Genomic DNA, 23,648 nt, shown 5'->3' with positions numbered 1-23,648 from the left:
TAGCCCCGAGGAGAAACCGAAGGAAAGGAACTTCACATGACCAAGACCGCTCGCGCGCCCCGCCAGTCCGCCCGCGTCGTCCAACTCCGCAAGGGCACCACGCTCGAAATGGTTCGGCTGGCTTGCCCCGACGCCCACCAGACCATCCTCATCTCCGAAAGCTTCGGGCTTCCGGTCCCCGACAGCGACGGAATCCGGGAGCTCCACCTGCGACTGATCGTCGAGACGGCCGACAGCCTTGGCGAAGGGCTCAGCGAGCGGGCGATGCAGATCCATCTCCAGCGCATCGTCGGTGCCTATGTCGGATCCGCCCACGGAGCCGGCCAGTTCTATTCCCGCGCGGTCACCGAAGCCCGCGACGCGACCGCCAAGCTCGCCAATGACGCCCGCGACGAGGATCTCGACGGCCCGGTCGGCTTCTCGAGCGCTGCGCAGCGCAAGCGCGAATTCGCGGCCGACATGGGGCTCCAGGCCCACGTGCTGTGCATGGCGGCGGAGGGCGCCGTCGCTGCCTACGAGCAGGTCGTCGGCGAGCGCTGGAAGCCCTTCGAACGGCCGGTCGAGAATGCCGGCCAGAGCGTCGACCGCAAGGCGGCCGAGCTCCAGATGGCGGCTCTCGGTTGAGCCGCCCGGGCGGAGCTTCGGCTCCGCCCATCCCATCGCTTGAATGAGACCAGGCCGGCCCCTCCAGGCGCCGGCCTTTTCGCATGTCGCAACCAAAGCTCAGTCGATCGCGGAAGGAAGAGGAATGGCAGGAGAGCGCGCCGTGCGCGTCCCGTCCTGGAAGGAGGTCCTGCCGGGGCCGGCGGTCAGCGCAACGGCTTCGCCGTCCTCCACTTCGTTGCGGCCCGTCGCGCCTCGCCCTGCGGTCGGGCGCCTCCGGGTGCGCGGTCTCGCCTGTTCCCCCGGCAACCGGACCCCGTGACGGGGCCGCGATCGGCGCGGCCTCCACAACGGAGGTTCAGGAAAATGAGCAGGAAAGAGATTGGCGAGCGCGGCGACATCTACGCCAGGATTACCGAGCGGATTGTCGCCGATCTCGAAAAGGGCGTGCGACCGTGGATCCGGCCATGGAGCGCGGCAAATGCGACCGGCCGGATCACCCGCCCGCTGCGTCATACCGGAGAGCCGTATTCCGGCATGAACGTGCTGCTGCTGTGGTCGGAGGCCATGGCGCGGGGCTTCGCCTCGCCGACCTGGATGACCTTCAAACAGGCGGTCGAGCTCGGTGGCCATGTTCGCAAGGGCGAATCCGGCTCGATCGTCATCTACGCCAGTCGTTTCACGAAGACCGAGACGGACGCTCACGGCGGGGAGGTGGAGCGGGATATCCCGTTCCTGAAGACCTACAGCGTCTTCAACGTCGACCAGATCGAGGACCTGCCGGCGAATTTCTATCTCGCGCCGCCGCCCGTTCTCGATCCGATGGCGCGGATCGAGCACGCCGACCGTTTCTTTGCGCATACTGGCGCCGTGATCCGCCACGGGGGCTCGGCGGCATTCTATTCGCCGTCGACCGACCACATCCAGATGCCGCCGTTCGAGACGTTTCGCGATGCGGCGTCGTATGTGGCGGTTCTCAGCCATGAATCGGTGCACTGGACGGCGGATCCGCGCCGCGTCGGCCGCGATTTCAGCCGCTACGCGAAGGATCGCAGCGAGAGGGCGCGCGAAGAACTCGTGGCCGAGATTGGCTCGGCGCTCCTCTGTGCCGATCTCGGTATCGTCCCGGAGCTCGAGCCCAGGCTCGACCACGCCGCCTATCTCGGAAGCTGGCTGAAGGTCCTGGCCAACGACAAGCGGGCGATCTTCTCTGCCGCCGCCCACGCACAGCGAGCCGTCACCTTCCTGCATGGATTGCAGCCGCAGGCCGAGACGGTGCAGGAGGCGGCCTGATGTTCCGCGCACCAACCGTCGAAGGGGATGGCTGTGCGCCATCCCCCATCCGGCTCCGTGTGCTCAGCCTCGGGGCCGGAGTCCAATCCACGACCTTGGCGCTGATGGCGGCGCACGGCATCGTCGGGCCGATGCCGGACCTTGCCATATTCGCCGATACCGGCTGGGAGCCGGCATCGGTCTACGAGCATCTGCGCTGGCTGATGTCGCCGAACGTCCTGCCCTTCCCGGTTCACATCGTCTCCGCCGGAAACATCCGCGAAAATCTCCTCGATGCATCGCGCGGCGAGCGCTGGGCCTCGATCCCGGCATTCACCCGCGTGATCCAGCGCGGCGGCCGGGTGGAGATCGGGATGATCCGCCGTCAATGCACCGGCGACTACAAGATCGCGCCGATCCGCAGGAAGGTCCGCGAACTGCTCGGCCTGACCCGAAAAAGGTCGCCCCCGTTTGCCGTCGCCGAGCAATGGATCGGCATTTCGACCGACGAGGCCGTGCGCATCAAGCCGAGCTTCGAGCCGTGGCAGGTCAACCGCTGGCCCTTGATCGAGCGGCGCATGAGCCGGCAGGATTGCCTCGCCTGGCTCCGGCGGCACGACTATCCGATTCCGCCGAAGAGCTCGTGCATCGGCTGCCCGTTCCACAGCAACGCCGCGTGGAGGCGCATCCGCGACCATGATCCCGACGCTTGGGGCGACGCCGTCGCGATCGACCGTGCCATCCGCAGCGGCCTGCGCGGGATTCGCGGGGAGGTCTATCTCCATCGCTCCGCCCTGCCGCTTGATGAGGCCGATCTCTCGATTGAAGCCGATCATGGCCAGCTCGATCTTTGGCCCAATGAGTGTGAGGGCATGTGTGGTGTCTGACGCTGGCGCGGCCGTCCGGGGTAAGAGGCTGAAGGCCCCGCCTTGTGACCCGCCCTCGTGGGGCTCGTCGCCGGCGGCGCCGGATCGCTGGTCCCGCTGCCCCCACCTTCGAGCTGTGACGATGGTCGCTCCGAGGGGGTGGACGTTGTGCTTGATAGGGACGTCGCGCGAGCTCCTGCAGCGGACTTCCCCGGCGCTTTGCTGCCGCATTGGTTGCAAGCGGACGGGTGGATGTCGGGTTGCCGTCGTGGCGAGGTAGTTGGTCCTGGCGTCACGGGCCTTGTCGTGGGCGAGGTCGTGAGCGGGCCGGCGCCGTCGCCTGAGCTGAACGGCCAAGGCAAACGCCTGTCTTCATTCCGGTTGTCTTCGCGACGGGCACACCCACCTGCGTCCTCGATGTAGCTGGTCTGACCGAAGGCCGATCTCGCTACGCTCGTCTCGCTCTTATCCCCGCAACGCCCGCGTCGGGCTTTTTTCCGCCGCCGGCAAGCCGGCTTTGCATCGCGAGGCAAAAAAGCCAGCCGCGGCCGCCCTCCATTTCATTCCGGCCCTTCGGGTGCGGGTCGATCGCCTCCGGTCTGTCGACCGCCATCGAGGTCGCGGTGGGCGCGGCCCGAGAAAACCAAGGGAATGAGACAATGGCTTCCATCGGCACCTTCACCTCCACCGGCAACGGCTTCACCGGCGCCATCAAGACCCTCAACCTCAACGTCAAGGCCAAGATCGTTCGCGCCGAGCGCACCTCCGACAAGGCCCCCGACTTCCGCATCCTCGACAGCCGCAACGTGGAGTTCGGCGCCGCCTGGCAGAAGACCGCGAAGGAGACCGAGCGCGACTACCTCTCCGTCAAGCTCGACGACCCGTCCTTCCCCGCCCCGATCTACGCCACCCTGATCGAGGTGGAAGGCGAGGAAGGCCTCCAGCTGATCTGGTCCCGCCCGAACCGGGACTGAGCCTCCGACCAGAGGGCTCCGCCGCAAGGCGGGGCCTTCAGCCTTTTCGGCGACGAACGGCCACAGCCAGGAGGACACACATGACCACCACCACAAATCTCACAGGCGCAAAGGCGCACCACCGTGACGACATCGCGGTTTGGCCTGACGGAACATGGGCCGAGCTCGGCGATGTCTGGAACGGCGATTACGCCTGGATGTCCGATGACTACGAAGTGGTGCCGATCGAGGACCACGCTCGCCTCGCGGCCCTCGGCATCGCGGACGACGTGCTCTAGCCGGCTCCCACGGTGTCGCAGCCGGAAGCAGGCATCGAGCCTGCTTCCGGTCTGTCGGGTGCACAACCGGGAGCGGGGATGTCTGCTCAGTTCGTCCGAGGATGCCATGCCGGACCGAAGGCCTCAAGGACGAGCGGTGCCCCCAAAATGCTGCGCATTTCGGCTCCCCCACTCGCCGGCTCCGCCGGTCGCTTCGCGCTCCTTGACCCCTCCGGCCCGCCATGACCGCCGGTGTCGTCTTTCACCAACATCAAGGAGACGACCAATGTCGATCGATCAGCACATCGAGGAACTGCGCGCCGAGCTGCGAAACGCCGTCGACGCCGTGGAGCGGTGCGAGATCGAGGCCGAGCTGGAAAAGGCTCTCGCGGAGTGCGAGCTCATCTGGGCCGAGCTGGAGGGTCTGCTGAGCGGCGAGCCTCCCTTGTAGGGAGGCTTTCGCCATGTCGCGTTGTCCGAAGCGCTGCCGGCCCGGCGACGGCGCTTCGGACGGACCGCCGTTGCACAGTTGCTGTGAATGCTGTATATGACAGCAAAGGCAGCAATTACAGGAGGCCGCTATGCCGCGTTCAGGTGGGTCCTATTCCACGAGCGAGCTTTCCCGGAAGTCCGGCGATATCATCGCCGAGGCGCTCCGCCGGCCGGTGACGATCACCCAGCGCAACAAGCCGCGCCTCGTGCTCCTCAACATCGAGGACTATGAGCGGCTGATGCGCCAGTCGGACGCGCGCTCGGCGGGGACCATCGAGACGATGCCCGACAGCCTTCTCGCAGAGTTCGAGAACGCCGTCGACGCCTATGCGCGGGAGGATGAGGCCGGAAAGCCATGAGCTTCGACGACATCCAGACCGCGACCGTTATCCGCTATCCCTATCTGTGGGCGCGGCAGGCACGTGCCGGCGAGACCGAGGGCCGCAAGGACCGGCCCGTCGCTGTCGGCGTGCGCATCGTCCGCCCGGACGGTGATCTGGTGCTCTTCTTTCCGATCACCACCAAGGAACCGGAAGCATCACGATTCTTTTCCGAGATCCCGGCCATCGAAAAGCGCCGTGCCGGGCTGGACACCGATCTGCGCCTCTGGATCATCCTCGACGAATTCAACACCGATCTTGTCGGTCGGTCCTTCTATCTCGAGCCCGAGCCGCCGATCGGCCGCTTCAGCAAGGCCTTCTTCCTGCCGCTGCTGCGCGAGTTCATCGCCCGCTGGAAAGCCTTCACCGAGGTCAGCCGTTTCCGTTGACGCCGGCGTCGCCATAGCCGCGACGTCGTTTCGTCCGGGCTAGGCGCGAGAACGCGCCCACAGCCTCCTCAGGCTGATCGAAGGTCTCCATCATCGACTGGCCGTTCGTCCCGATCCTGCCCCAGTTGCGGATGACCGTCGCCCCGCCGAACAGCGTCGGCTGGATCGCGAGCGTATAGAACCGCCGCATGTTCCGCGACGGATCGATGCGGTGAAGATGAACCGGACCCGTTTCCAACTTCTCCATGGCCGGAGTCTCCCTTCCTCCGGAAGCGGCGTCCAACGACTTTCATGAATCGATGAGGGGCGACCGATTCATTCCGATGATGCATTCTCCTCTTCCGCGAGAAGGCTCAATCGTCGGCGATAAAACCCGTCGCGATCTATCCGCTCGCACGCGTGTACGGCCGCCCACGCCGATACTGCATCGGCGTGCTGGCCATTGTCCTCTTGAACGCTGTGCTGAACGCGGCCTCGGACTGGTATCCGAGTGAAAACGCAATCGAGGCGACAGTTTCGTCCGAGTTGCGCAGCCGCTCGGCTGCGACAAGCATTCGCCATCGTGCGAGATATTCCATCGGCGTCATGCCGATTAGCTGCTTGAACTTCTGGGCGAAGGTTGTCCGAGACATCCCCGCCAGGCGCCCCAGGTCTCCCAGTGTCCATCGATGGGCCGGATCGGCGTGCATGGCGCTCACCGCGGCGCCAACCTGCCGATTGGAGAGGGCGAAGAACCATCCGACGCCTATATCGGCCGGGTTCGCCAAGTAGAGGCGCAGGGCCTGTACCAGCATGATGTGGGCGAGATGCTCCGTCACCAGCGCGCCGCCAGGCTCACGGTCGCGCAATTCGGATGCCAGCAGCTCCAGCGACCAACGCAGCACGGTCGCCTGGTTGGACGCTTTCCGCACACGCACGATCGGCGGCAGGGCACCAAAGAGCATGCTCGCGTGATCGCCCGAGAAAGCAAACCGTCCGCCGACGAGAAAGAAATCGCCGCCCCCGTTGCACGTCGCGATCCCGTGCCGGGCGGCCTCGTAGACCGGCTGGGAATCAGCCGGATCGAGCGACGGGTCCGAGGCCAGTACGAAGGGACGGCCGCGCGTCAGAAGAAAGCAGTCACCCTCGACCAGTCGCACCGTTTCTGGATCGCCCTCGACCGACAACCAGCAGGCGCCGCGCATCACGGCGTTGAACTTGATCCCCTCATGGGCGGGAAAACCGAGCGACCACTCGCCGCCGGCATCGAGGCCGGCGGAAATATAGCTCCGTGGCTTCAGCAGCGAGAGCACATCGGAAAGAGGGTCCAAGGCCAAGTTCCGTACGATCAACAAAGAATGGCGCACCCTAGCGCATGGATCGTGCCGAGCACATGCCTGTACTTCTTGTCGACGAAAGCAGCCGCCCGCGTCCGACCCATTTGGAGGTTTCCAATGCCCAGCCTGCAGACTCCCATCCACTCGGGCTTCGGCGCCGCGACGACGGCCGAGGAGGTCCTGGCCGGCCAGGATATGACTGGGAAGCTCGCCATTGTCACCGGCGGCCATTCCGGTCTCGGCCTGGAGACGACGCGCGCGCTCGCCCGTGGCGGCGCGCATGTCCTCGTCGCGGCGCGACGGCCGGCCGTCGCGCGGGAGACCCTCGGCGAGATGCCAAGCGTTGAGATCGATGAACTCGATCTTGGAAACCAGGACAGTGTACGCGCCTTCGCGGGGCGCTTCCTTGCGTCCGGTCGTCACGCCGATATCGTCATCAACAGCGCCGGCATCATGGCGTGTCCCGAAACGCGGCTCGGACCGGGATGGGAGGCCCAGTTCGCGACCAATCACCTCGGCCACTATGCCCTCGTCAATTTGCTCTGGCCGGCGCTTGCGGGCGGCGCGCGGATCGTGTCGGTCTCGTCCGCTGGACACCACAATTCGGGGATCCGGTGGGACGATGTGCAGTTCACGCGGGGGTACGACAAATGGCTGGCCTATGGGCAGTCGAAGACCGCCAATGCCTTGTTCGCCGTGCGGCTTGATGCACTCGGGCGCGGTTCCGGCGTGCGTGCCTTTTCCCTGCACCCCGGCAAGATCTTCACGCCGCTTCAACGGCATTTGACCAAGGACGAGATGATCGCGGCCGGTTGGCTCGACACCAACGGCAACCCCGCCGACCCGACCTTCAAGACGCCCCAGCAGGGAGCCGCAACGCAGGTCTGGGCAGCGACATCGCCTCAGCTGAGTGGGCTAGGTGGTGTATATTGCGAAGACTGCGATGTTGCGCCTCTCGACGAGGGAGTCGAGCCTTCCTTCGTCGGTGTGCGCCGCCACGCCGTCGATCCGGAACAGGCGGCTCGACTCTGGCGGTTGTCCGCCGCGTTGACCGGCATCGATGCGTTCGCTCCAACCACGTAGGGGTGCCTTGGCCGTGCCGTCATCGCCCCCCGGCATCTAGCCCTCGACGGCGTTCTCGGGCGCCTTGAAGCCATTCTCGACCCATTCGTCGCGTGGAAACGGTTCTCCGTGCGCCGCGGCGAAACCTCGCGATCCGGTTGGGCGAGCCGCCTGCGGCGGACGGCTCTACTCGCTCCGCTCACGGAGCCCGCACGCGGTCTCCGCCCATTCGGGTGACGATCCTCTCGCGGCGCGGCACCGGCGGCGTGAGCATGGGACCGTCGGAAAGCGGCGAGGGCAGCGGGACCGGCTGGTCGCCGGATGCGGACACGGCGCCTGGCGGCGCCGTGGTTGCATTCACTCTGCCGACCCATTTTACGGGCCGCTTCCATCGCCTCAAGGACGAGCGGTCCCCCCAATTTTCAGCCACCGCCCAGAAGGCGGCGTCAGAAAATCGGCTCCCCCACTCGCCGCCCTGCGGCCGCGTTCCGCGGTCCTTGACCCGATGCGCGACTTGCCCGGGCCGATCTCCGTCATCGAAATGAAGGAGATCACCATGACGATCGAAGACCTCATCCAGCTCCACATCGACCGGATCGCGCTGCTGGCGCACTCCCTGCGCGCCGCTCATCTCGGCCGGCGCAGCAAGGAGAGCCGCCCCGTCGCACGCAAGGTTCGCCGCCGCCTGATAGCGGTGCTCGACGATATGCTGGACTACGAGCAGGAGATCCTCGCCGCCGATCGCGATTATCTCGAAAGGACGACGCCTGCCGAGCGGGCACGCGACGATCACGCCGAACCCGGCTGGTGCGACTATTCCGACGCCTTCGCTATTGATTGGAGCGGAACCGAGCTCCTGGACCCCGCGCCGCTCGCGGGCAACGGAAGGGCATACGATCCCTCGATGGGACGATGGTATCGCGTGGAGCCGGGCTATCCGATCCGGATTCCTGTCACCACGGAGGAGCTCGGCGAGCTGGCCGCGCTGCTCGACCGGATCGAGCGCGATCTCGGCATCAGCTTCAGCATCGAGCGCGTCTTCTGGAACGAGGACACGCTGGTCGCCTTCTCTCTCGACGAGGAAGCGCGCAGCACGCGGGCCGCCGCCCAACCCGGATGACGTGGGACTGCCATCCGGCGACGGGGAGGCGGCTGCGGTCGTCTCCCCTTTTCCCGTGTGGAGCCTGGCGTCGAGGGAGCAGCCGGCTGGTCGCCGGATACGGAACGGCGCCTGGTGGCGCCGTGGTTGCATTCACTCTGACTGCCCATCTTACGGGCCGCTCACATCGCCTCAAGGACATCGCGGTCCCCCCAATTTTCGGCCGCCACCCGAAGGGGCGGCGTCCGAAAATCGGCTCCCCCCGCTCGCCGCCTCCGGCGGTCGCTTCGCGATCCCTGACCCGATGTTCGACTTGCCCTGGCCGATCTCCGTCATCGCAATGAAAGGAGATCAGCATGACAATGACCATTACTGCCTATCTCGTAGAGGTCGAACGCCGCACGATCCGCGCCGTGACGGTCTACCCCAAAAATACTCTCACTGCGATCCGGGGCTACATTGGATGCGCGCTCATCGACATGGTGCGCATCGACGGGTTCCATTCCGTCGTCGTCAATGACAACGGGCTCACCGGCGAACTGCCATGCTTCACCGAACTGAAGGACTATGGCAGTCCGCTCGCGGGAAACCTGCTCATCATCGGCAATGACGACGATGGCGAGACGGTCTCGGTCCGGCGTCCGATCGAGGATTTCGCCGGGATGCTGACGATCCTCTATCCGGTCCTGTCGCCCGCGTTTGAGGTGCTCAGTGGGCCGAACGTCTTCGGAAGCCGCGTCAGTGGCTTCAACGTGAGGCTCAAGGGTGTCGCGCCGACAATCCTTTCGGCGTCTGCTGCGGATTGACGTCCGAGGGCGGCAGGCGGCTTCGGCCGCCTGTCGCCTTCTCCGCGCAGGCGGACCGCAAAGCCGGATCGACCGGCCCTGCGGTCCCAATGAGAGGGGCGAGTCCCCTCTCAACCTCTCCCATGAAGGGGCAGGGCAGAGCCCCGCCCCCTCAAGCTCCCCCACCCATGGAGGGGGTGGTCCACCCCCTCCAAACCTCCCCGACCACACGGACGCGGCTCCTGGTCGGGGCCGCGGGCTCTTCTTCTCTCTGACGGCCCATTGTGCACCCGCCGCTCCGGCGTCAAGGACATCGCGGTTCCCCCAATTTTCCGCCGCCGCCCGCCGGGCGCCGCCGGAAAATCGGCACCCCCGCTCGCCGCCGCAGGCGGTCGCTTCGCGATCCCTGACCCCTCGCGGCTACGGTGCGGCCTCCTTCCGTCAGAAGACGAAAGGAGAAATCTCATGACACATCAAACCGTGACGTCCATCGATGGCGGCAGCGCCGAATATTGGAAGCAGCGGACCGAGGCCTTCCGCCTGATCCGCGACGCGGAGGATTGCGCGAAGCGTCTCGAGACAGCGCCGCTCTATCTCCACGGCGGATACGATGAAGACGGCGACGTCATCCCCGTCGAGAATCTCGAGCCGCACGACGATATGGAGGAGGCGGTTCGGGCGATCGAGGCCAACGAGACGGCCGTCAGCATTCTGGTGGCGCAGCGCCGGACCCGCATCGGCGGCCGCCCGATCCCGGAGGTGATCCTCGCGGTGGCGCGATTGGAGGAGGATCCAATCGAAGATCCGGTGAACAATCCGCTCTGGGGCCCGGACAGGGATTGATATCCAGAGCAGAGGCGGCTCACGCCGCCTCTGCTCTTTGCCGTGTCCGAAGCGCCGCCGCCCGGATCGACCGGGCGGCGGCGCTGGCGGCACCAGGAGCTCCCGCCTCTCGTGCGTGTGCGTCGCCGGCACGGCCGCGCGGCGCCCGCGAGTTTTCCCGGCTGGCGATGTTGAGCGTGAGTTGCGCAGATCGGGTGCAGTCGCGTCGAAGTCGCGATCCCTCGTGGTTCAATGTTCGGCGTGATGATGAGAGGGGTTTGGGCGATCCGCCTTCGGCGTACGGCTCTATTCGCTTCGCTCACGGAGCCCGCTGCGCGGTCTCCGCCCTTCGGGTGACGACCCTCTCGCGGGACGCGATCGACCGGATCGACCGGGCACCCCGTCGCGAGGGCAACCCTCGCGCACCCGGCCGGCTCCGCCGGCTGCGGACACGGCGCCTGGCCGGCGCCGTGGCTTTCCTCTCTCTGACGGCCCATTGTGCACCCGCCACTCCGGCGTCAAGGACATCGCGGTTCCCCCAATTTTCCGCCGCCGCCCGCCAGGCGCCGCCGGAAAATCGGCACCCTTGCTCGCCGCCGCTGGCGGTCGCTTCGCGATCCCTGACCCCTCGCGGCTACGGTGCGGCCTCCTTCCGTCAGACCGAAAGGAGACATCTCATGTCCGACATCGACTATCTCTCGCTGTTCACGCGCCTGAACGGCTTCAGGCTCACCGCAAGAATCAATCGTGTCGCCTGCGACAACAATCTCGCGCGCTGCGCTCACGACCGGCTCGTCGCCAAGCTCGGCGAGCTGATCGAGCTGATGACACGCGCGGTCGAAGCGAAGCGCTACCTGCAAGGCGGCGCCGATCCGACGCGCGCCGAGCACGCCGCCGAAAACCTCTATTGGATCGAGGCGGAGTTCGAGCACCGCTGGATCGGGCAAGCGCAGCCGCTTCTCGATCATCTCGACATCGATCTGGCGACGCAGGAGATCTTCGATCCCCGCACGAAGCGCTGGTACCCGCTCGCCGAATCCGGCCCGTCGCTGCACGAGGTCAGCGACCACAGCCTTTGCGGCCTGCGCCAGATCATTGACCAGATCGCCTGCGAGACCGGCGTGAGCTTCCACGCCCGGCGCATCGTCTACGGCTCCGGCGCGCTGGAGCCGAGCGGCTTTTGAGCCGCAGACGAGAGGCGGCATGGCCGCCTCTCGTTCTCGCCCCGGCCGAGGGCGCGGCGGGCCCGATCGAACCTCGCGCGTTCGTACTGGGGCCGCGCGCGATCCACTCATGCCGGAAGCTCCGGCATGGCGCCGTCGCCGATGCTCCAGATCCACGATGCGATGCCGCTCTCGGCGATCAGCTCGTCGAGCTTCTCGCGATAGTCCGTTCCCGCCTCGTCGGGCACGATATACATGCCGAGCGGCGTCGCGCCGTCCTGGCGCAGCACCGCGGAGGCCATCGGCTGCGCTGCCGGCATGTTGTAGCGCAGGCTCTTGACGAAGCTCGCGCCGCGCTTCGCCAGCGCGTCGATCAGCGCCGCCTCGTAGCGATTCTCGAACGGCAGCCAGCGATCGGTCACGACCATGAGCGCGATCGACTCGATCGAGGCGATGCCGGCAGTATCGATGCCGAAGGTGGCGATGGCGATCAGATGCGAATCCGCCGTCGCGTCCCACAGCGCCAGCTCGGGGGCGAACACCGCGTTGATCCTCCGGTGCGCGTCCTCGTTCAGCATGAAGGGGAAGCGCGGGAGATGTTTGATTACGAGCCGGTAGCCGAAGCGCGCCGGCGCGACCTCCTTCACCTCCCCGATCAGCAGGGCGAGGGACCGCCGCTTTCCGTCTGCCTTCAACGCGCGGCTCAGGAAGGTCTCGCGCCGCTGCGCGATCGCGGCGTCGCGATCGGCGTCGAACATTTCGGGAATGAACAGGACGTCCCCGAGCGCCTTGCCCTTCGCGGTCTTGCCCTCGGACGCCTCGAGCAGAAACTTGCGCAGCACCGCCCAATTGCGCCGTCCGGTCATCGCCGGTCGCCAGCGATTGAACTCGGCCTGCTCCCACAGGTAGTGCAGCAGGGCGCGCAGCGAGAGGCGCGAACCGTCGGTCTTCACCGCGCCGGCATCGATCGCCTCCCGCGGCGTCGGCGCCGTCCGCCCGGCCTGCTTCGACAGGCTGAAATCCAGCTTGAGCAGGGTGACGCCATCCTCGGCGTTCTCGACGATCGCCTCGCCGTCGACGGCGCCGAGGCCGGAGAGCGCATGCGGCGGCTCGTAGGAATCGCAGTCGGGATCGTGCCGCGGTCCGCTGCCCGGCATCCGCTTCAGCACATGGCGCCCGCCCGCGCGCGCGACATACATCGGCACGCCCTCCGGCTGGCACAGGCACAGCGGATGTTCGCGGCGCGCAAATGCGTCCGCCAGCCGCACCGCGAAGTCGCCGGAGGCGTCCTCCACCTCGCTATCGCCGATGCGCAGCCGTCTCACAGCGCTCCTCCCTGCACCGCCTCTTTCCGGTGGAACCTGTTTTCGCCGACGCAGCTTCTCATGTCCTCGCGGCGGAACCAGATGGCGCGCCCGCAGCGCAGCGGCGGATTGCCGGCGGTGAACACGATCTGCTCGTCGGCCCGCATGCGCAGGACCTCGTGCGGCAGGATCAGCGGGCGGCGCGCCAGCTGCTTGGAGCGCGTCCGCGACGCGCCCGACATCTGTGACGAGCGGCTGAGCTGATCGACCTCCACCGTAGTGTCGCCGCAGCGCCGCGAGATGTAGTCGGCGGTCTCGGGATCGTTGATCGCGGCGAAGCTGATCCACGACGCCGACTCGAACCATTTCGAGGTGGCGTCGCGGCCGCCATACGCCTCGCGCATCTGGCCGATTGACTGGAACAGCAGCGTCATGGTGATGCCGTATTTGCGGCCGGCATCGCGGGCGGTCTCCAGGATGCGCAGGAAGCCGAGCCGCGCGACCTCGTCGAGCAGGAACAGCGTGCGGTCCTTCACCTCGCCATTGCGGTTGTAGATCGCGTTCATCAGCGCGCCGATGATGACCCGGGCGAGTCCCGGATGCGCCTCCAGCACCTTCAGGTCGAGCGCGATGAAGATGTCGGTCCCGCCGTCGGCGAGTTCGTCGGTGGCGAAGCTGTCGCCCGAGACGAGCGCGGCATAGTTCGGATAGGACAGCCAGTGCGTCTCCTTGACCGCATTTGCGTAGACGCCGGAAAAGGTCTCCGGCGTCATGTTGACGAAGACCGCGACATTCTCCTTCACGAAGTCCGATCCCGACTGCTCATAGATCCGGGTCAGCCGCTCGCGCAGCTTCGGCTCCGGCTCCGAGAGATTGGCGCGGACCTGCCGGAGCGTCTGGTCCTTCTTTTCCGTATGACCCGACAGGCAGACATCCGCGATCAGCGCCGTCAGAAGCTGCATTGCCGAGGCGCGAAAGAAGTCGTCGCGCGCCGAAGCCTGCCGCGCGCTATCGGTCATCACCCAGGTCGCGACCGCGACGATGTCCTCTTCCTTCGTCCCGCCGAAACGGCCGATCCAGTCGAGCGCGTTGAAGCCGGTGGCGGCATCGGCCGGGTCGAGCACCACCACCTTGCGGCCCGCCTTGCGCCGATGGCCGATCACCATCGGCGCGACCTCCGAGGAGGGGTCGAGCACCACGAGGCCGCCGCCCCATTTCAACGCCGAGGGAATCGTCACCGACGTCGTCTTGAAGCCGCCCGAGCCGGCGAAGACGATGCCGTGCGAGGAGCCGAACGAGCCGTCGAAGCAGAGCAGCGGCGAGCGTCCGCCGGCACCCCAGCTGTCGCGGCTGTCGGCGCGGAACGCGTTGCCGGCGACGGAATCGCGATCGACCCGGTAACGCTCGCCGATGACGATGCCGCCGGCATTGCCGAACAGCTTGCCGGCCGCTTCCATCCGCATCCAGTCGGTCTCGCCATGGATCGCGCGCCGGCCCTTGATCCGGCGCGGAGACGCCGCGGCGAAAGCGCCGTTTCCCTTGATGACGACACGCAGCGCGAACATCGCGCAGACGAGCGTGATCGCCGCGCCGATCATCGTTCCCGGATCGGCATAGGCGAGCACAGATTGCCCCGCCGGCACGCGGCCCGCGAGAGCGGCGAGGCGCGCGCCTTCGCGGATAGTGGCGATGCCGATGACGGCCGCGCTCCCGGTCACGACGCCCCATCCGACCGCCCGGATGGCGATCGCGCCGGCCGCCGCGAAGAGCAGGATCACGCCAACCCCGGCCGACAGCACGTAGGGGAGCGCAAGCCCGGCACGGCCGAGCATCAGCCGCGCAGACTCGGTCTTGCCGAAGCCCGCCAGCCAGTGCTCGGCGCCGGTCGTCGCGATCGCCACGGCGATCATGATCGCCGCATGCAGCCCGGCCAATAGCACCTTATTCATGATCGCGCCCGAAGGCTTCCGCGCCGATGGCGCTGAGCCGCGCACGCTCGCCATCGTCCTCGCCGATCCGGCGATGTCCATCGACGAGCAGGCCGAGCAGCACGGCGCGCTTCTCGTAGCGCAGCCCAGCTTTCACGATCAGCCCGCCGAGCTCGATCTTCTCGCGCGTGTCCTTCTTGCGGGCGTCCGATGAGCTCGACCGGTGCATGCGCTCAAGCCTCGCGATCGCTGCTCGGAGCCGCGCCAACTGCGAGCGTCGTGGACGCCTCGCCATTTGGCTGCCGGCCAGCAACGCTCCTTCTCCCGGTCGACGCGTCGGTGCCGTCGCGAAACCGTTTCGCCACCTCCTCGAAGGCCGAGAGCAGCGCCGTCTCCTCGATCTCGATCTCGCCGAGACCGGCCTTCAGCGCGATCCGGCCGATGAGCTCGGCTTCGCGCGTCTCGGCCTGGCGCAGTTGATCCTGCAGCCTGGCGATTTCCTCCCTGATCTGTCGTGACGGCTTCTTCATTCCGGTCGACCTTCCGCTGTCCGGTTTCTGCTGGATTGAGGCCCAGCTTTCCCCGGATGAGCGCCAGCGGCGACTAGTAAAAAAGCTAGTCGGCGAAGCCGACGCCGCTTGAGATCATCCCGGCCGTTCCGAAGGAGCGGCTTCCAACGGCGCAGTAATACGTCGCTGGCGCGACGTGCTGCTCCGGCCCTGGCGGGGCCGGCCTCTCCCGACGAACACGCCGTTCGAGGCCTCGATGGGAGACGCCGTCACCGTGGCGATCACGCATTTCACGCCCCAGCTCATCGGACGCGGGAATGGCCGCAGCGCCGTGCTGTCGGCCGCGTATCGCCATTGCGCGCGGATGGAGTACGAGGCGGAGGCGCGCACGGTCGACTATTCCAACAAGCGCAATCTCGCCCATGAGGAATTCCTTCTGCCGGCTGACGCGCCGGAATGGGCGAGGGCGCTGATCGCCGACCGTTCCGTCGCCGGCGCCGTCGAGGCGTTCTGGAACCGGGTCGAGGCGTTCGAAAAGCGCGAGGACGCGCAGTTCGCCCGCGAGTTCATCATCGCGCTGCCCGTGGAGCTGTCCCAGGAGCAGAACATCGCCCTGATGCGCCAGTTCGTGCTCGAGCAGGTGCTGGCGCGCGGGCAGGTGGCCGACTGGGTGTATCACGACGAGCCGGGCAATCCGCACGTCCACCTGATGACGACGTTGCGGCCACTGACCGAGGACGGCTTCGGCCCGAAGCGTATCCCCGTCATCGGCGAGGACGGCGAGGTGCTGCGCAACAGGGCCGGCAAGATCGTCTACCGGCTCTGGTCGGGCGAGAAGACCGAGTTCCTGGAGCAGCGCAATGGCTGGCTCGACCTGCAGAACCAGCATCTGGCGCTCGCCGGCCTGGAGATCCGCGTCGACGGGCGCTCCTATGCCGAGCGCGGCATCGACCTGGTGCCGACCACGCATATCGGCGTCGGCGCCAAGGCGATCCAGCGCAAGTCTGCAGAAAACGGCGAGGCCGCAGACCTCGAACGGCTGGCGCTGTTCGAGACGCAACGCGCCGAAAACCGCCGGCGAATCCTGAATCGCCCGGAGATCGTGCTCGACCTGCTGACGTCGGAGAAGAGCGTCTTCGATCACCGCGACATCGCCAAGGTGCTGCACCGCTATGTCGACGATGCCGGCACCTTCCAGCAGCTGATGGCCCGCATCCTCCAGAGGCCGGAGCTCCTGCGCATCGAGCGCGAGAGCGTCGACTTCGCCACCGGCGAGAGATTGCCGGCGCGCTATACGACGCGCGAGCTCATCCGCCTCGAGGCGAGGATGGCGCGCCAGGCGATCTGGCTGTCGGAGCACGGGTCGCATGGCGTTCGCGAGCGCGCTCTGGAGCAGGTGTTCGCCCGCCATGAGCGGCTGTCGGACGAGCAGCGCACGGCGATCGAGCATGTGACGAAACCGGGCGGGATTGCGGCCGTGGTCGGACGCGCCGGCGCCGGCAAGACCACCATGATGAAGGCGGCGCGGGAGGCCTGGGAGCTCGCTGGCTACCGTGTCGTCGGCGCGGCGCTCGCGGGCAAGGCGGCCGAGGGCCTCGAGAAGGAAGCGGGCATCGCGAGCCGCACGCTGGCGTCCTGGGAGCTGCGCTGGAAGCAGGGCAGGGACACGCTCGCCGCGGACACCGTGCTCGTGCTCGACGAGGCCGGCATGGTCGCCTCCAAGCAGATGGCGCGCTTGGTCGAAGCGGCGGTGAAGGCTGGCGCCAAGCTGGTGCTGGTGGGCGATCCCGAGCAGCTGCAGCCGATCGAGGCGGGGGCGGCGTTCCGCGCCATCGTCGAGCGCATCGGCTATGCCGAGCTCGAGACCATCTATCGTCAGCGCGAGCAATGGATGCGCGCCGCCTCGATGGACCTGGCGCGCGGCCGGATCGCCGAGGCGCTCTCCGCCTATCAGCAGCAGGGCAGGGTGCTCGGCTCGGTTCTGAAGGCCGAAGCCGTCGCCAGTCTGATCGCGGACTGGAACCGGGACTATGATCCCGCCAGGAGCTCGCTGATCCTCGCGCATCTGCGCCGCGACGTGCGGATGCTGAACACGATGGCGCGCGATAAGCTCGTCGAACGCGGCCTCGTTGGTGAGGGTCACGCGTTCCGCACCGAGGACGGCGCCCGCAAGTTCGATGCGGGGGACCAGATCGTCTTCCTGAAGAACGACAGCGCCCTCGGCGTGAAGAACGGCATGATCGGCAAGGTGGTCGAGGCCGCACCGAACCGCATCGTCGCGACGATCGGCGAGGGGGATCAGCGGCGTCAGGTCACGGTAGATCAGCACCTCTATCGCAATCTCGACCACGGCTACGCCACCACGATCCACAAGGCCCAGGGCGCCACCGTCGACCGCGTGAAAGTGCTCGCCTCGCTCTCGCTCGACCGCCACCTGACCTATGTCGCGCTGACCCGGCACCGCGAGGACATGGCGCTCTATTACGGGCGCCGCTCCTTCTCCTTCAATGGCGGCCTCGCCAAGGTTCTGTCCCGGCGCAACGCCAAGGAGACCACGCTCGACTATGAGCGTGGGACGCTCTACCGGCAGGCGCTCCGCTTCGCCGAGAACCGCGGCCTGCACATCGTCAAGGTCGCCCGCACGCTGCTGCGCGACCGCCTCGACTGGTCGGTCCGGCAGAGTGCGAGGCTCGCCGATCTCGCCCAGCGCCTGCGCGGCGTCGGCGCGCGTCTCGGCCTGTTCGATCCCCATCAGACACCTAGCCCGAAGGAGGCCGCAGCGATGGTCGCCGGCGTCACCGCGTTCACCAAATCGATCCAGGACACGGTCGAGGAGAAGCTGCGCGCCGATCCCGCCGTCACCAAGCAGTGGGACGAGGTCTCGACCCGCTTCCGCTATGTCTTCGCCGATCCGGAGACGGCATTCCGCGCCATGAATTTCGACGCGGTTCTGTCGGATCGCGCCGCAGCGAAGACGACGCTGGACCGGCTGGTGTCGGAGCCGCAGGCGCTCGGTCCCCTGAAGGGCAGGACCGGGCTTCTCGCCGGCAAGGCCGATCGCGAGGACCGGCGCATCGCCGAGCTCAATGTCCCCGCGCTGAAGCGGGACATCGAACGCTATCTCAACCTGCGCGAGGCCGCCGTGCAGAAGCTCCAGGCCGAGGAGCAGACGATGCGCCATCGCGTCTCGATCGACATCCCGGCCTTGTCGCCGGCGGCGCATCGCGTGCTCGAGCGGGTCCGCGACGCCATCGACCGCAACGACCTGCCGGCAGCCCTCGGTTACGCGATCTCCAACCGCGAGGCGAAGACAGAGATCGACGGTTTCAACAAGGCCATCGCGGAGCGGTTCGGCGAGCGCACGCTGCTCACCAATGCCGCGCGCGAACCCTCCGGCAAGATCTTCGACGAGGCGGCCGACGGGCTTGCTCCGGGCGAGCGGCAGAAGCTCGCCGAGGCCTGGCCGACCATGAGGACCGCGCAGCAGCTCGCCGCCCATGAACGCACAGCAGCGACCCTGAAGCAGTCGGAGAACCTGCGCCAGACGCAGCGCCAGACGCCGGTGATGAAACAATGAGGCGCCGGCGCATCATCGTCGTCCTCCCGGCCGCGATTTCGTCTCTCATCATGCTGGCCAGCATCGCCTGGTTCGCCGGACTGCGCATCAATCTGACGCGCAGCTATCCGCTCGGCCTCTGGCGGATCGAGCCGCTCGGTGGGCCGCCCGCCGTAGGCGATCTCGTCTTCATCTGCCCGCCCGACAGCGCCGCGTTCCGCATGGCGCGCGAGCGCGGCTATCTCGGCCGTGGGCTCTGTCGAGGCTGGTTCAGCCCGCTGATCAAGACGGTCGTGGCGACGGAAGGACAGACGATCGCCATCGGTGCCGGCGTCTCGATCGACGGCCATCCGCTTCCTCATTCCGATCTTCGGCGGACCGACGCCGCGGGCAGGGAGCTCACGGCCTTCGCGGGCGGGCCAGTCTCCTACGGTTCGCTGTTCCTTCACTCCGATTTCGCGGGCTCCTATGACTCACGCTATTTCGGGCCGATCCCGGCCAGCGGCCTGCTCGGTCGCGCCCATCCGCTCCTCACCTTCGAGCCGTGACATGGCGCGGGGCGTGGTGCTGATCGTGATCGCCGCGCTGGTCGGCGTCATCGGCTGGATTGGGGATCCGTTGACGCTGCCGCTCGCGATGCTGTTCCCGACGCTGTGGGCCTTGGCGCGCAGCCGCTTCGTCGCGGCGCTGGTCGCGGCGGCTTACTTCCTGGCGGCCTCGCGGGGTCTGCCGCAGGGAGTCGCCAACTTCTACGGCGCCGACCTTGGCCCGGGCCTGTTCCTCTGGCTTGTCGCATCGCTCGCCTTCGTCGCCGTCCACGGGTTGCTCTGGACGAGCCGGCCGGGAGGAGGCAGGGCGGTCCGGTTCGTGCTGGCGGCGGCTCTGATGGCGGTACCGCCCTTCGGGATCGTCGGTTGGGCGCACCCCCTGACCGCCGCCGGCGTGCTGTTTCCCGGATGGGGCTGGCTGGGACTTGCGGCCGCCGTGGTCGGGCTCACCGCGATGACGACCCGAGCCTGGCCGATCGCCGCCATTGTGCTCGGCGGGGTCTGGCTGTGGTCGGCCGGCTCATGGCAGGCGCCGACGCTCCCCGATGGATTCCGGGGTGTCGATCTGGATATGGGCCAGAGCCTCGGACGCGACGGCACGCTCGAACGGCAGCGCGACCTGATCGCTTCGGTCATGCGGGCCGAAGGGCAGGGCGGTAGGATCGTCGTGCTCCCCGAAAGCGCTCTCGGATTCTGGACGCCGAGCGTCGAGCAGCTCTGGCGCAACGCGCTCAGCGGCAGCGACCTCGTCGTGGTCGCCGGGGCCGCTCTCGTCGATCGGCAGGGCTACGACAATGTTCTCGTCGAGATCTCGGCGCAGGAGGCCAGCATCCTTTATCGCGAGCGCATGCCGGTTCCGGTCTCCATGTGGCAGCCTTGGCGCCGTTGGCTGGGACAGGATGGAGGGGCGAGGGCGCATCTCCTCGCCAACCCGATCGTCGAGCTCGCCGGCCGGCGGATCGCGCCGCTGATCTGCTACGAGCAGCTCGTCATCTGGCCCATCCTGCAGTCGATGCTGCACCGGCCGGACGCGATCGTCGCCACTGGCAATGGCTGGTGGACCGCTGGCACTTCGATCGTGGCCATCCAGAACGCCAGCACGCTCGCCTGGGCACGTCTCTTCGGCTTGCCGCTCGTCACCGCCTTCAACCGATGAACAGGGAGTTCTTATGATAGACGCCGCACTCATCCAGCAATGCGCCGATCCCGGCCTGAAGCCGGCGATCGTCGAGACGTTCATCGCAAAGGCGGGCTCGCCCGATCCGCTGGCGGTCACCGTCCGATCCGGCACCCGCGTCGTGCTGGTGCCGCGGCCGGGCACCGCGGACGAGGCCATCGCTCTTGTCCGCCAGCATGTCGGAAAGGCCGTCGTGCGCGTCGGCGTCACGCAATATCCGGCGGGGGTGGGCGTGACCGAAGTATCGGAGCTGAAGCCCGATCTGGTCGACGCCTGCGCCAACATCCGCATGGGGACGAAGCTCTTCGCCAAGGTCTACCGGATCGTCACCAAATGGTACGGCAACGCGGTCGACGAGGCCTTCGACGACGCGATCGATGCGTGGCAGACGGGAAGCTTTGAGGGAAGGGCGATATTCAGCGAACCCGATCCCGGCGATGTGAAAGTCGCCGTTCCGGCGACCGAAAAGGGGCCCGCGACAGACCCGACCGCACCCGAGGCGACGGGACAGGCGAAACCCGAAGCTGGTGATCCCAACAAGGCGGGCATCCGCATCGATCTCTCGGGAATCGGTGGCAGATCTCCACCAAAAGACTGATCACCGTTCCTGACTCGCGGATGGTGCGGACGTGTTTTCGCGGACCAAGGTGCCCAGCAACGCGGGCAGCTTCGCCGATCAGTTGAGCTCATTCACGCCGGTGGGTGTGTTGATCAGCGCGCGATAACAGAATTGGTCGCCCTTTCGGACCTCCGATGGATTGACCACGCCCAATCTCGCATAGAGCTTGCTCACCCGGCCGGGGTCGGGATGCTCGATCTGGAACGAAAGCAGGCTTGTGCCGAATTCCGGCATCGTAGGTGCAGGGCTTCCCCGCTCCTCCCAGTCCATGGCCGATGGCGCGATGCCGTCGACGGGCAGCGAACCGTCAGGCGGAACGGCGAATAGCCACGTTCGATCGCCGCGCGAGAGGCGCGTCTTCCGTCCAAGCGTGGGGCCATGCTGCGCGAGTACAGCATCGAGATCGCTTGCTTGTACGACCCATCCCCGAAGTCGGCGGCCATCGTCCCAGGCCGACTGAACGGCATCAGCATTGTCCGGTCCGAACCAGCGAGGCCTGTCAGGGCGATCCGCTGTAGGATCGACTGCGATCACCTCCAGGAAGACCGCGTTGCTCAGGCGCAGAAGAAGGTTGTGTGTCCCCATCAGGGGATGCTTGCCGCCCGTTGGCATGTCAATCCCGAGCTGATCGCGGACATGAGCTGCGCCAGCCTCAAGGGATGGTGCGATGATTGTCAGATGGTCGAGCTTCAGCATCATCCCTCGTTCACGTTGTCGCTTGGCTCCACCTCGCCCGACGGCGTCATTAGGATCGCGCGAAGACCAGCAACGGTGCGATATCGTGAGCGTCTGCGGCCTGGAGGGCCGCGACGTAGCGTGCGCGGAGCTCGCCGACGTCGGCGAGGCTGCCGCCGCCCCAACTGCAGCTCTCGCGGCCCAACTTCTCGACCAGCAGGTCGGCCATGAGCCGCGCATGGCGGCCGTTCCCGTTCGGAAAGGGATGGATCGAGACCATTCGATGGTGAAACCGAACGGCGATTTCGTCAGCCGGGTAGGTCTGGTGCTCGACCCAATAGCGCGCATCGTCCAGCAGGGCGGCAAGATCGGGCGCGATGCGATAGGGCGCGACGCCGATGTTGCGCTCGGTCTGGCGATAGGCGCCGGCCCAGCTCCACACATCGCCGAGCATACGCCGATGCAGCGTGCGCACGAAGCCTTCGTCGAGAAGCTCGGCGGCCCGCAGGCGCCGCTGGCGTCGCGCCCAGGCCGCGCCCAGCACGATGTTCTCCTGCTCGGCTTCGTTGAGATCGCGGCGATGCGTGATCCAGGCCTGCCGCAGCCCTTCGCGCTCCGCCGGCGTCAGGGGCGTCGCATCGTCGGGCTCTTGGAACAGGTCTGTCATGGCTGTTCCCAAAGATCACGATCGCGCAGCGTGTCGCGGATATAGGCATCGATCCGTGCCTCCAGATCGGCGTCAGCCGTACCCTGCGCCTCCAGCCTCATCGTGTGTGCGACCCGGCCGAGATCGCGCAGGGCGATCTTGCGCGCGCGCACCCGCACCGCGTCCTCGAGCGTGCTGTTGGGCACGAGGGCATAGACGAGCGTGCAATCCAGCGCCTCGGCCGCCCGGCGCAGCGTCTCGATCTTGATCGCGCCATTGGCCTCGGACTTCTCCAACGCGTCGATGCTCTGCGGCTTCACATTGAGCCGCCGGGCGAACTGCACCCCGGTCATGCCCAAGGCCTCGCGGATCGCCCTGATCCAGCCCTTGGGCGGAACCTGAAAGCGATCGGTCGGCTTCAGCGCCAGCAATCGTTCGTCGAGCCGCTGCCTAGCCTTCTGGCGGATGTCCGTTCTCATAGTAGGACCTTATTTCACACTCTCTGATTTAAATCACAATCTGATTTTAATGAACTGAAATCATATTACAGCCTGTTTAAGATGTGGAGAAATCAGAGTCCAGCCTTATCATGGCTGAGCGCGCGAAGCCGAACCGGCGAAGGCCGCTTCGCCGGCGCTGGAGGATGGTGAGCAGGGCGCGGGGGCGCGGCCGTTATGGAACCGAGACCCGCCAAGCCCTTGTCACAGGGCCAGAATCGCGAGTCGCATAAGCTTAATTATGGAATATTTTCAATATGTTGGGAAAGATCGGATACCTGATCGGCGGGTCGGCGGAAAGCCAGTCCTTGTGCCGACAACCATTGCTCGATGCGATCGGCGCTCGCGGGTCCGATCCCGCGTTCGCAGAGAATCTCGTCTCGCGCGTATGACGCGGCAATGAGCGTGAGATTGCAGCCACGCTCGCGCGGCGTTCTGCCGCCAACCCGCGCATGACGACCGGAAAGCAGCGCGGTGACGATGGTCTGCGGCAGCCGCTTTGTGGTCTTGCCATTTCTATCCATTCTTGCAGTCGGCTCGCTACCAGAAATTGCGCCTATGACGTGCCGTTGACGTGCCGTCCATGCACCGGTGAGCAGCCTCCGCGCAAACTAGTGCGATTCACCGCTTCGTTCTAGCGATACCGTTGTCTCCTCACTATAAGGGCGGCTAGGGCAGTACGCGCTGCCCGGGGCCTTAGAAAGCCCTC

Annotated in this window: 28 protein-coding genes; 17 read left to right on the top strand and 11 right to left on the bottom strand. The window is 66.8% G+C overall.

Going from position 1 to position 23,648, the window contains the following annotated elements:
• The first annotated feature begins 36 nt into the window (after positions 1-36).
• From AAC979_RS22765 to AAC979_RS22755, 3 genes are all read left to right on the top strand, one after another.
• On the top strand, positions 37-624 hold the full coding sequence (locus AAC979_RS22765) for a hypothetical protein (protein ID WP_267213681.1): 588 nt from the start codon (positions 37-39) through the stop codon (positions 622-624).
• Positions 625-969: 345 nt separating this feature from the next.
• Positions 970-1,896: an ArdC family protein gene (locus tag AAC979_RS22760; protein ID WP_371349353.1), complete on the top strand. Its 927-nt coding sequence runs from the start codon at positions 970-972 to the stop codon at positions 1,894-1,896.
• Complete coding sequence (locus tag AAC979_RS22755; RefSeq protein ID WP_371349269.1) at positions 1,896-2,762, top strand: hypothetical protein; 867 nt, start codon at positions 1,896-1,898, stop codon at positions 2,760-2,762. The genes AAC979_RS22760 and AAC979_RS22755 overlap by 1 nt, the downstream gene beginning before the upstream one ends.
• Before the next feature lie 427 nt (positions 2,763-3,189).
• Here the strand turns inward: AAC979_RS22755 and AAC979_RS22750 are convergent, their stop codons facing one another.
• Positions 3,190-3,411: a hypothetical protein gene (locus AAC979_RS22750; RefSeq protein ID WP_371349268.1), complete on the bottom strand. Its 222-nt coding sequence runs from the start codon at positions 3,409-3,411 to the stop codon at positions 3,190-3,192.
• On the opposite strand from AAC979_RS22750, the gene AAC979_RS22745 reads away from it, so the two are divergent.
• From AAC979_RS22745 to AAC979_RS22725, 5 genes are all read left to right on the top strand, one after another.
• Positions 3,401-3,715, top strand: a complete 315-nt coding sequence (locus AAC979_RS22745) for a DUF736 domain-containing protein (RefSeq protein ID WP_267213678.1) — start codon at positions 3,401-3,403, stop codon at positions 3,713-3,715. The genes AAC979_RS22750 and AAC979_RS22745 overlap by 11 nt on opposite strands.
• 80 nt (positions 3,716-3,795) lie before the next feature.
• Complete coding sequence (locus tag AAC979_RS22740) at positions 3,796-3,993, top strand: hypothetical protein (RefSeq protein WP_371349267.1); 198 nt, start codon at positions 3,796-3,798, stop codon at positions 3,991-3,993.
• A gap of 265 nt (positions 3,994-4,258) precedes the next feature.
• The gene (locus tag AAC979_RS22735) at positions 4,259-4,423 is read left to right on the top strand and encodes a hypothetical protein (RefSeq protein ID WP_371349266.1); all 165 of its coding nucleotides are present in this window, start codon (positions 4,259-4,261) and stop codon (positions 4,421-4,423) included.
• A gap of 130 nt (positions 4,424-4,553) precedes the next feature.
• Entirely contained in the window at positions 4,554-4,823 is a 270-nt protein-coding gene (locus tag AAC979_RS22730) for a type II toxin-antitoxin system prevent-host-death family antitoxin (RefSeq protein ID WP_371349265.1), read from the top strand.
• On the top strand, positions 4,820-5,233 hold the full coding sequence (locus AAC979_RS22725) for a hypothetical protein (RefSeq protein ID WP_371349264.1): 414 nt from the start codon (positions 4,820-4,822) through the stop codon (positions 5,231-5,233). Before AAC979_RS22730 ends, AAC979_RS22725 begins: the two co-directional genes overlap by 4 nt.
• On the opposite strand, the gene AAC979_RS22720 is transcribed toward AAC979_RS22725, so the two are convergent.
• Positions 5,217-5,480, bottom strand: a complete 264-nt coding sequence (locus AAC979_RS22720) for a WGR domain-containing protein (protein ID WP_371349263.1) — start codon at positions 5,478-5,480, stop codon at positions 5,217-5,219. The two genes, AAC979_RS22725 and AAC979_RS22720, sit on opposite strands and share 17 nt — an antisense overlap.
• Positions 5,481-5,616: 136 nt before the next feature.
• On the bottom strand, positions 5,617-6,543 hold the full coding sequence (locus AAC979_RS22715) for an AraC family transcriptional regulator (protein ID WP_371349262.1): 927 nt from the start codon (positions 6,541-6,543) through the stop codon (positions 5,617-5,619).
• 123 nt (positions 6,544-6,666) lie between these two features.
• Between AAC979_RS22715 and AAC979_RS22710 the strand changes: the two genes are divergently transcribed.
• The 5 genes from AAC979_RS22710 to AAC979_RS22690 all read left to right on the top strand — a co-directional run bounded on the left by AAC979_RS22710 (position 6,667) and on the right by AAC979_RS22690 (position 11,501).
• A complete protein-coding gene (locus AAC979_RS22710; protein ID WP_371349261.1) occupies positions 6,667-7,632 on the top strand; it encodes an SDR family NAD(P)-dependent oxidoreductase in 966 nt (321 codons plus the stop codon).
• A 520-nt stretch (positions 7,633-8,152) separates the two neighbouring features.
• A complete protein-coding gene (locus AAC979_RS22705; RefSeq protein ID WP_371349260.1) occupies positions 8,153-8,731 on the top strand; it encodes a hypothetical protein in 579 nt (192 codons plus the stop codon).
• Between the two features lie 335 nt (positions 8,732-9,066).
• Positions 9,067-9,516 (top strand): DUF3846 domain-containing protein, encoded by a 450-nt coding sequence (locus AAC979_RS22700; RefSeq protein ID WP_371349259.1) that lies wholly within the window; start codon positions 9,067-9,069, stop codon positions 9,514-9,516.
• Positions 9,517-9,777: 261 nt separating this feature from the next.
• Positions 9,778-10,338 (top strand): hypothetical protein, encoded by a 561-nt coding sequence (locus tag AAC979_RS22695; protein ID WP_371349258.1) that lies wholly within the window; start codon positions 9,778-9,780, stop codon positions 10,336-10,338.
• 656 nt (positions 10,339-10,994) lie between these two features.
• Positions 10,995-11,501: a hypothetical protein gene (locus AAC979_RS22690; RefSeq protein ID WP_371349257.1), complete on the top strand. Its 507-nt coding sequence runs from the start codon at positions 10,995-10,997 to the stop codon at positions 11,499-11,501.
• Positions 11,502-11,608: 107 nt separating this feature from the next.
• On the opposite strand, the gene AAC979_RS22685 is transcribed toward AAC979_RS22690, so the two are convergent.
• Genes AAC979_RS22685 through traC form a run of 4 tightly spaced genes read right to left on the bottom strand, consistent with a single transcriptional unit; the run spans position 11,609 to position 15,242 of the window.
• Positions 11,609-12,805, bottom strand: a complete 1,197-nt coding sequence (locus tag AAC979_RS22685; RefSeq protein WP_371349346.1) for a DUF1173 domain-containing protein — start codon at positions 12,803-12,805, stop codon at positions 11,609-11,611.
• The gene (gene traG / locus AAC979_RS22680; RefSeq protein ID WP_371349345.1) at positions 12,802-14,733 is read right to left on the bottom strand and encodes a Ti-type conjugative transfer system protein TraG; all 1,932 of its coding nucleotides are present in this window, start codon (positions 14,731-14,733) and stop codon (positions 12,802-12,804) included. The genes AAC979_RS22685 and traG overlap by 4 nt, the downstream gene beginning before the upstream one ends.
• Positions 14,726-14,941, bottom strand: a complete 216-nt coding sequence (gene traD / locus AAC979_RS22675) for a type IV conjugative transfer system coupling protein TraD (protein ID WP_371349344.1) — start codon at positions 14,939-14,941, stop codon at positions 14,726-14,728. The genes traG and traD overlap by 8 nt, the downstream gene beginning before the upstream one ends.
• 4 nt (positions 14,942-14,945) lie before the next feature.
• Positions 14,946-15,242 (bottom strand): conjugal transfer protein TraC, encoded by a 297-nt coding sequence (gene traC / locus AAC979_RS22670; protein WP_371349343.1) that lies wholly within the window; start codon positions 15,240-15,242, stop codon positions 14,946-14,948.
• Positions 15,243-15,495: 253 nt separating this feature from the next.
• Between traC and traA the strand changes: the two genes are divergently transcribed.
• The 4 genes from traA to AAC979_RS22650 are packed head-to-tail and all read left to right on the top strand — an operon-like array spanning position 15,496 to position 21,100.
• Entirely contained in the window at positions 15,496-18,798 is a 3,303-nt protein-coding gene (traA, locus tag AAC979_RS22665; RefSeq protein ID WP_371349352.1) for a Ti-type conjugative transfer relaxase TraA, read from the top strand.
• Complete coding sequence (traF, locus tag AAC979_RS22660; protein WP_371349342.1) at positions 18,795-19,325, top strand: conjugative transfer signal peptidase TraF; 531 nt, start codon at positions 18,795-18,797, stop codon at positions 19,323-19,325. Before traA ends, traF begins: the two co-directional genes overlap by 4 nt.
• Positions 19,326-19,341: 16 nt before the next feature.
• Positions 19,342-20,481 carry a conjugal transfer protein TraB gene (locus AAC979_RS22655; protein ID WP_371349351.1) on the top strand — a complete coding sequence of 380 codons (1,140 nt, stop codon included), beginning with the start codon at positions 19,342-19,344 and terminating at the stop codon, positions 20,479-20,481.
• Between the two features lie 13 nt (positions 20,482-20,494).
• Positions 20,495-21,100, top strand: coding sequence for a TraH family protein (locus tag AAC979_RS22650; protein ID WP_371349341.1), 606 nt, complete (start codon positions 20,495-20,497; stop codon positions 21,098-21,100).
• Positions 21,101-21,178: 78 nt separating this feature from the next.
• On the opposite strand, the gene AAC979_RS22645 is transcribed toward AAC979_RS22650, so the two are convergent.
• The 4 genes from AAC979_RS22645 to AAC979_RS22630 all read right to left on the bottom strand — a co-directional run bounded on the left by AAC979_RS22645 (position 21,179) and on the right by AAC979_RS22630 (position 23,463).
• On the bottom strand, positions 21,179-21,820 hold the full coding sequence (locus tag AAC979_RS22645; protein WP_371349340.1) for a VOC family protein: 642 nt from the start codon (positions 21,818-21,820) through the stop codon (positions 21,179-21,181).
• 46 nt (positions 21,821-21,866) lie between these two features.
• Positions 21,867-22,463, bottom strand: coding sequence for a mobile mystery protein B (locus tag AAC979_RS22640; RefSeq protein WP_371349339.1), 597 nt, complete (start codon positions 22,461-22,463; stop codon positions 21,867-21,869).
• Positions 22,460-22,921, bottom strand: a complete 462-nt coding sequence (locus tag AAC979_RS22635; protein ID WP_371349338.1) for a mobile mystery protein A — start codon at positions 22,919-22,921, stop codon at positions 22,460-22,462. Before AAC979_RS22635 ends, AAC979_RS22640 begins: the two co-directional genes overlap by 4 nt.
• Positions 22,922-23,178: 257 nt before the next feature.
• The gene (locus AAC979_RS22630; protein WP_371349337.1) at positions 23,179-23,463 is read right to left on the bottom strand and encodes a hypothetical protein; all 285 of its coding nucleotides are present in this window, start codon (positions 23,461-23,463) and stop codon (positions 23,179-23,181) included.
• Positions 23,464-23,648 lie beyond the last annotated feature (185 nt).

Origin of the sequence: Ancylobacter sp. IITR112, from assembly GCF_041415945.1 — a bacterium.
In the GTDB taxonomy this organism is placed as follows: domain Bacteria; phylum Pseudomonadota; class Alphaproteobacteria; order Rhizobiales; family Xanthobacteraceae; genus Ancylobacter.
This window is presented reverse-complemented; position numbering and strand designations above follow the sequence as displayed.

Bases quoted from the DNA above. Each gene is read 5' to 3' on its own strand.
- AAC979_RS22765 (WP_267213681.1), top strand. From the start codon at position 37: ATGACCAAGACCGCTCGCGCGCCCCGCCAGTCCGCCCGCGTCGTCCAA.
- AAC979_RS22760 (WP_371349353.1), top strand. From the start codon at position 970: ATGAGCAGGAAAGAGATTGGCGAGCGCGGCGACATCTACGCCAGGATT.
- AAC979_RS22755 (WP_371349269.1), top strand. From the start codon at position 1,896: ATGTTCCGCGCACCAACCGTCGAAGGGGATGGCTGTGCGCCATCCCCC.
- AAC979_RS22745 (WP_267213678.1), top strand. From the start codon at position 3,401: ATGGCTTCCATCGGCACCTTCACCTCCACCGGCAACGGCTTCACCGGC.
- AAC979_RS22750 (WP_371349268.1), bottom strand. From the start codon at position 3,411: ATGGAAGCCATTGTCTCATTCCCTTGGTTTTCTCGGGCCGCGCCCACC.
- AAC979_RS22740 (WP_371349267.1), top strand. From the start codon at position 3,796: ATGACCACCACCACAAATCTCACAGGCGCAAAGGCGCACCACCGTGAC.
- AAC979_RS22735 (WP_371349266.1), top strand. From the start codon at position 4,259: ATGTCGATCGATCAGCACATCGAGGAACTGCGCGCCGAGCTGCGAAAC.
- AAC979_RS22730 (WP_371349265.1), top strand. From the start codon at position 4,554: ATGCCGCGTTCAGGTGGGTCCTATTCCACGAGCGAGCTTTCCCGGAAG.
- AAC979_RS22725 (WP_371349264.1), top strand. From the start codon at position 4,820: ATGAGCTTCGACGACATCCAGACCGCGACCGTTATCCGCTATCCCTAT.
- AAC979_RS22720 (WP_371349263.1), bottom strand. From the start codon at position 5,480: ATGGAGAAGTTGGAAACGGGTCCGGTTCATCTTCACCGCATCGATCCG.
- AAC979_RS22710 (WP_371349261.1), top strand. From the start codon at position 6,667: ATGCCCAGCCTGCAGACTCCCATCCACTCGGGCTTCGGCGCCGCGACG.
- AAC979_RS22705 (WP_371349260.1), top strand. From the start codon at position 8,153: ATGAAGGAGATCACCATGACGATCGAAGACCTCATCCAGCTCCACATC.
- AAC979_RS22700 (WP_371349259.1), top strand. From the start codon at position 9,067: ATGACAATGACCATTACTGCCTATCTCGTAGAGGTCGAACGCCGCACG.
- AAC979_RS22690 (WP_371349257.1), top strand. From the start codon at position 10,995: ATGTCCGACATCGACTATCTCTCGCTGTTCACGCGCCTGAACGGCTTC.
- traG (WP_371349345.1), bottom strand. From the start codon at position 14,733: ATGAATAAGGTGCTATTGGCCGGGCTGCATGCGGCGATCATGATCGCC.
- traD (WP_371349344.1), bottom strand. From the start codon at position 14,941: ATGCACCGGTCGAGCTCATCGGACGCCCGCAAGAAGGACACGCGCGAG.
- traC (WP_371349343.1), bottom strand. From the start codon at position 15,242: ATGAAGAAGCCGTCACGACAGATCAGGGAGGAAATCGCCAGGCTGCAG.
- traF (WP_371349342.1), top strand. From the start codon at position 18,795: ATGAGGCGCCGGCGCATCATCGTCGTCCTCCCGGCCGCGATTTCGTCT.
- AAC979_RS22650 (WP_371349341.1), top strand. From the start codon at position 20,495: ATGATAGACGCCGCACTCATCCAGCAATGCGCCGATCCCGGCCTGAAG.
- AAC979_RS22645 (WP_371349340.1), bottom strand. From the start codon at position 21,820: ATGATGCTGAAGCTCGACCATCTGACAATCATCGCACCATCCCTTGAG.
- AAC979_RS22640 (WP_371349339.1), bottom strand. From the start codon at position 22,463: ATGACAGACCTGTTCCAAGAGCCCGACGATGCGACGCCCCTGACGCCG.
- AAC979_RS22635 (WP_371349338.1), bottom strand. From the start codon at position 22,921: ATGAGAACGGACATCCGCCAGAAGGCTAGGCAGCGGCTCGACGAACGA.
- AAC979_RS22630 (WP_371349337.1), bottom strand. From the start codon at position 23,463: ATGGATAGAAATGGCAAGACCACAAAGCGGCTGCCGCAGACCATCGTC.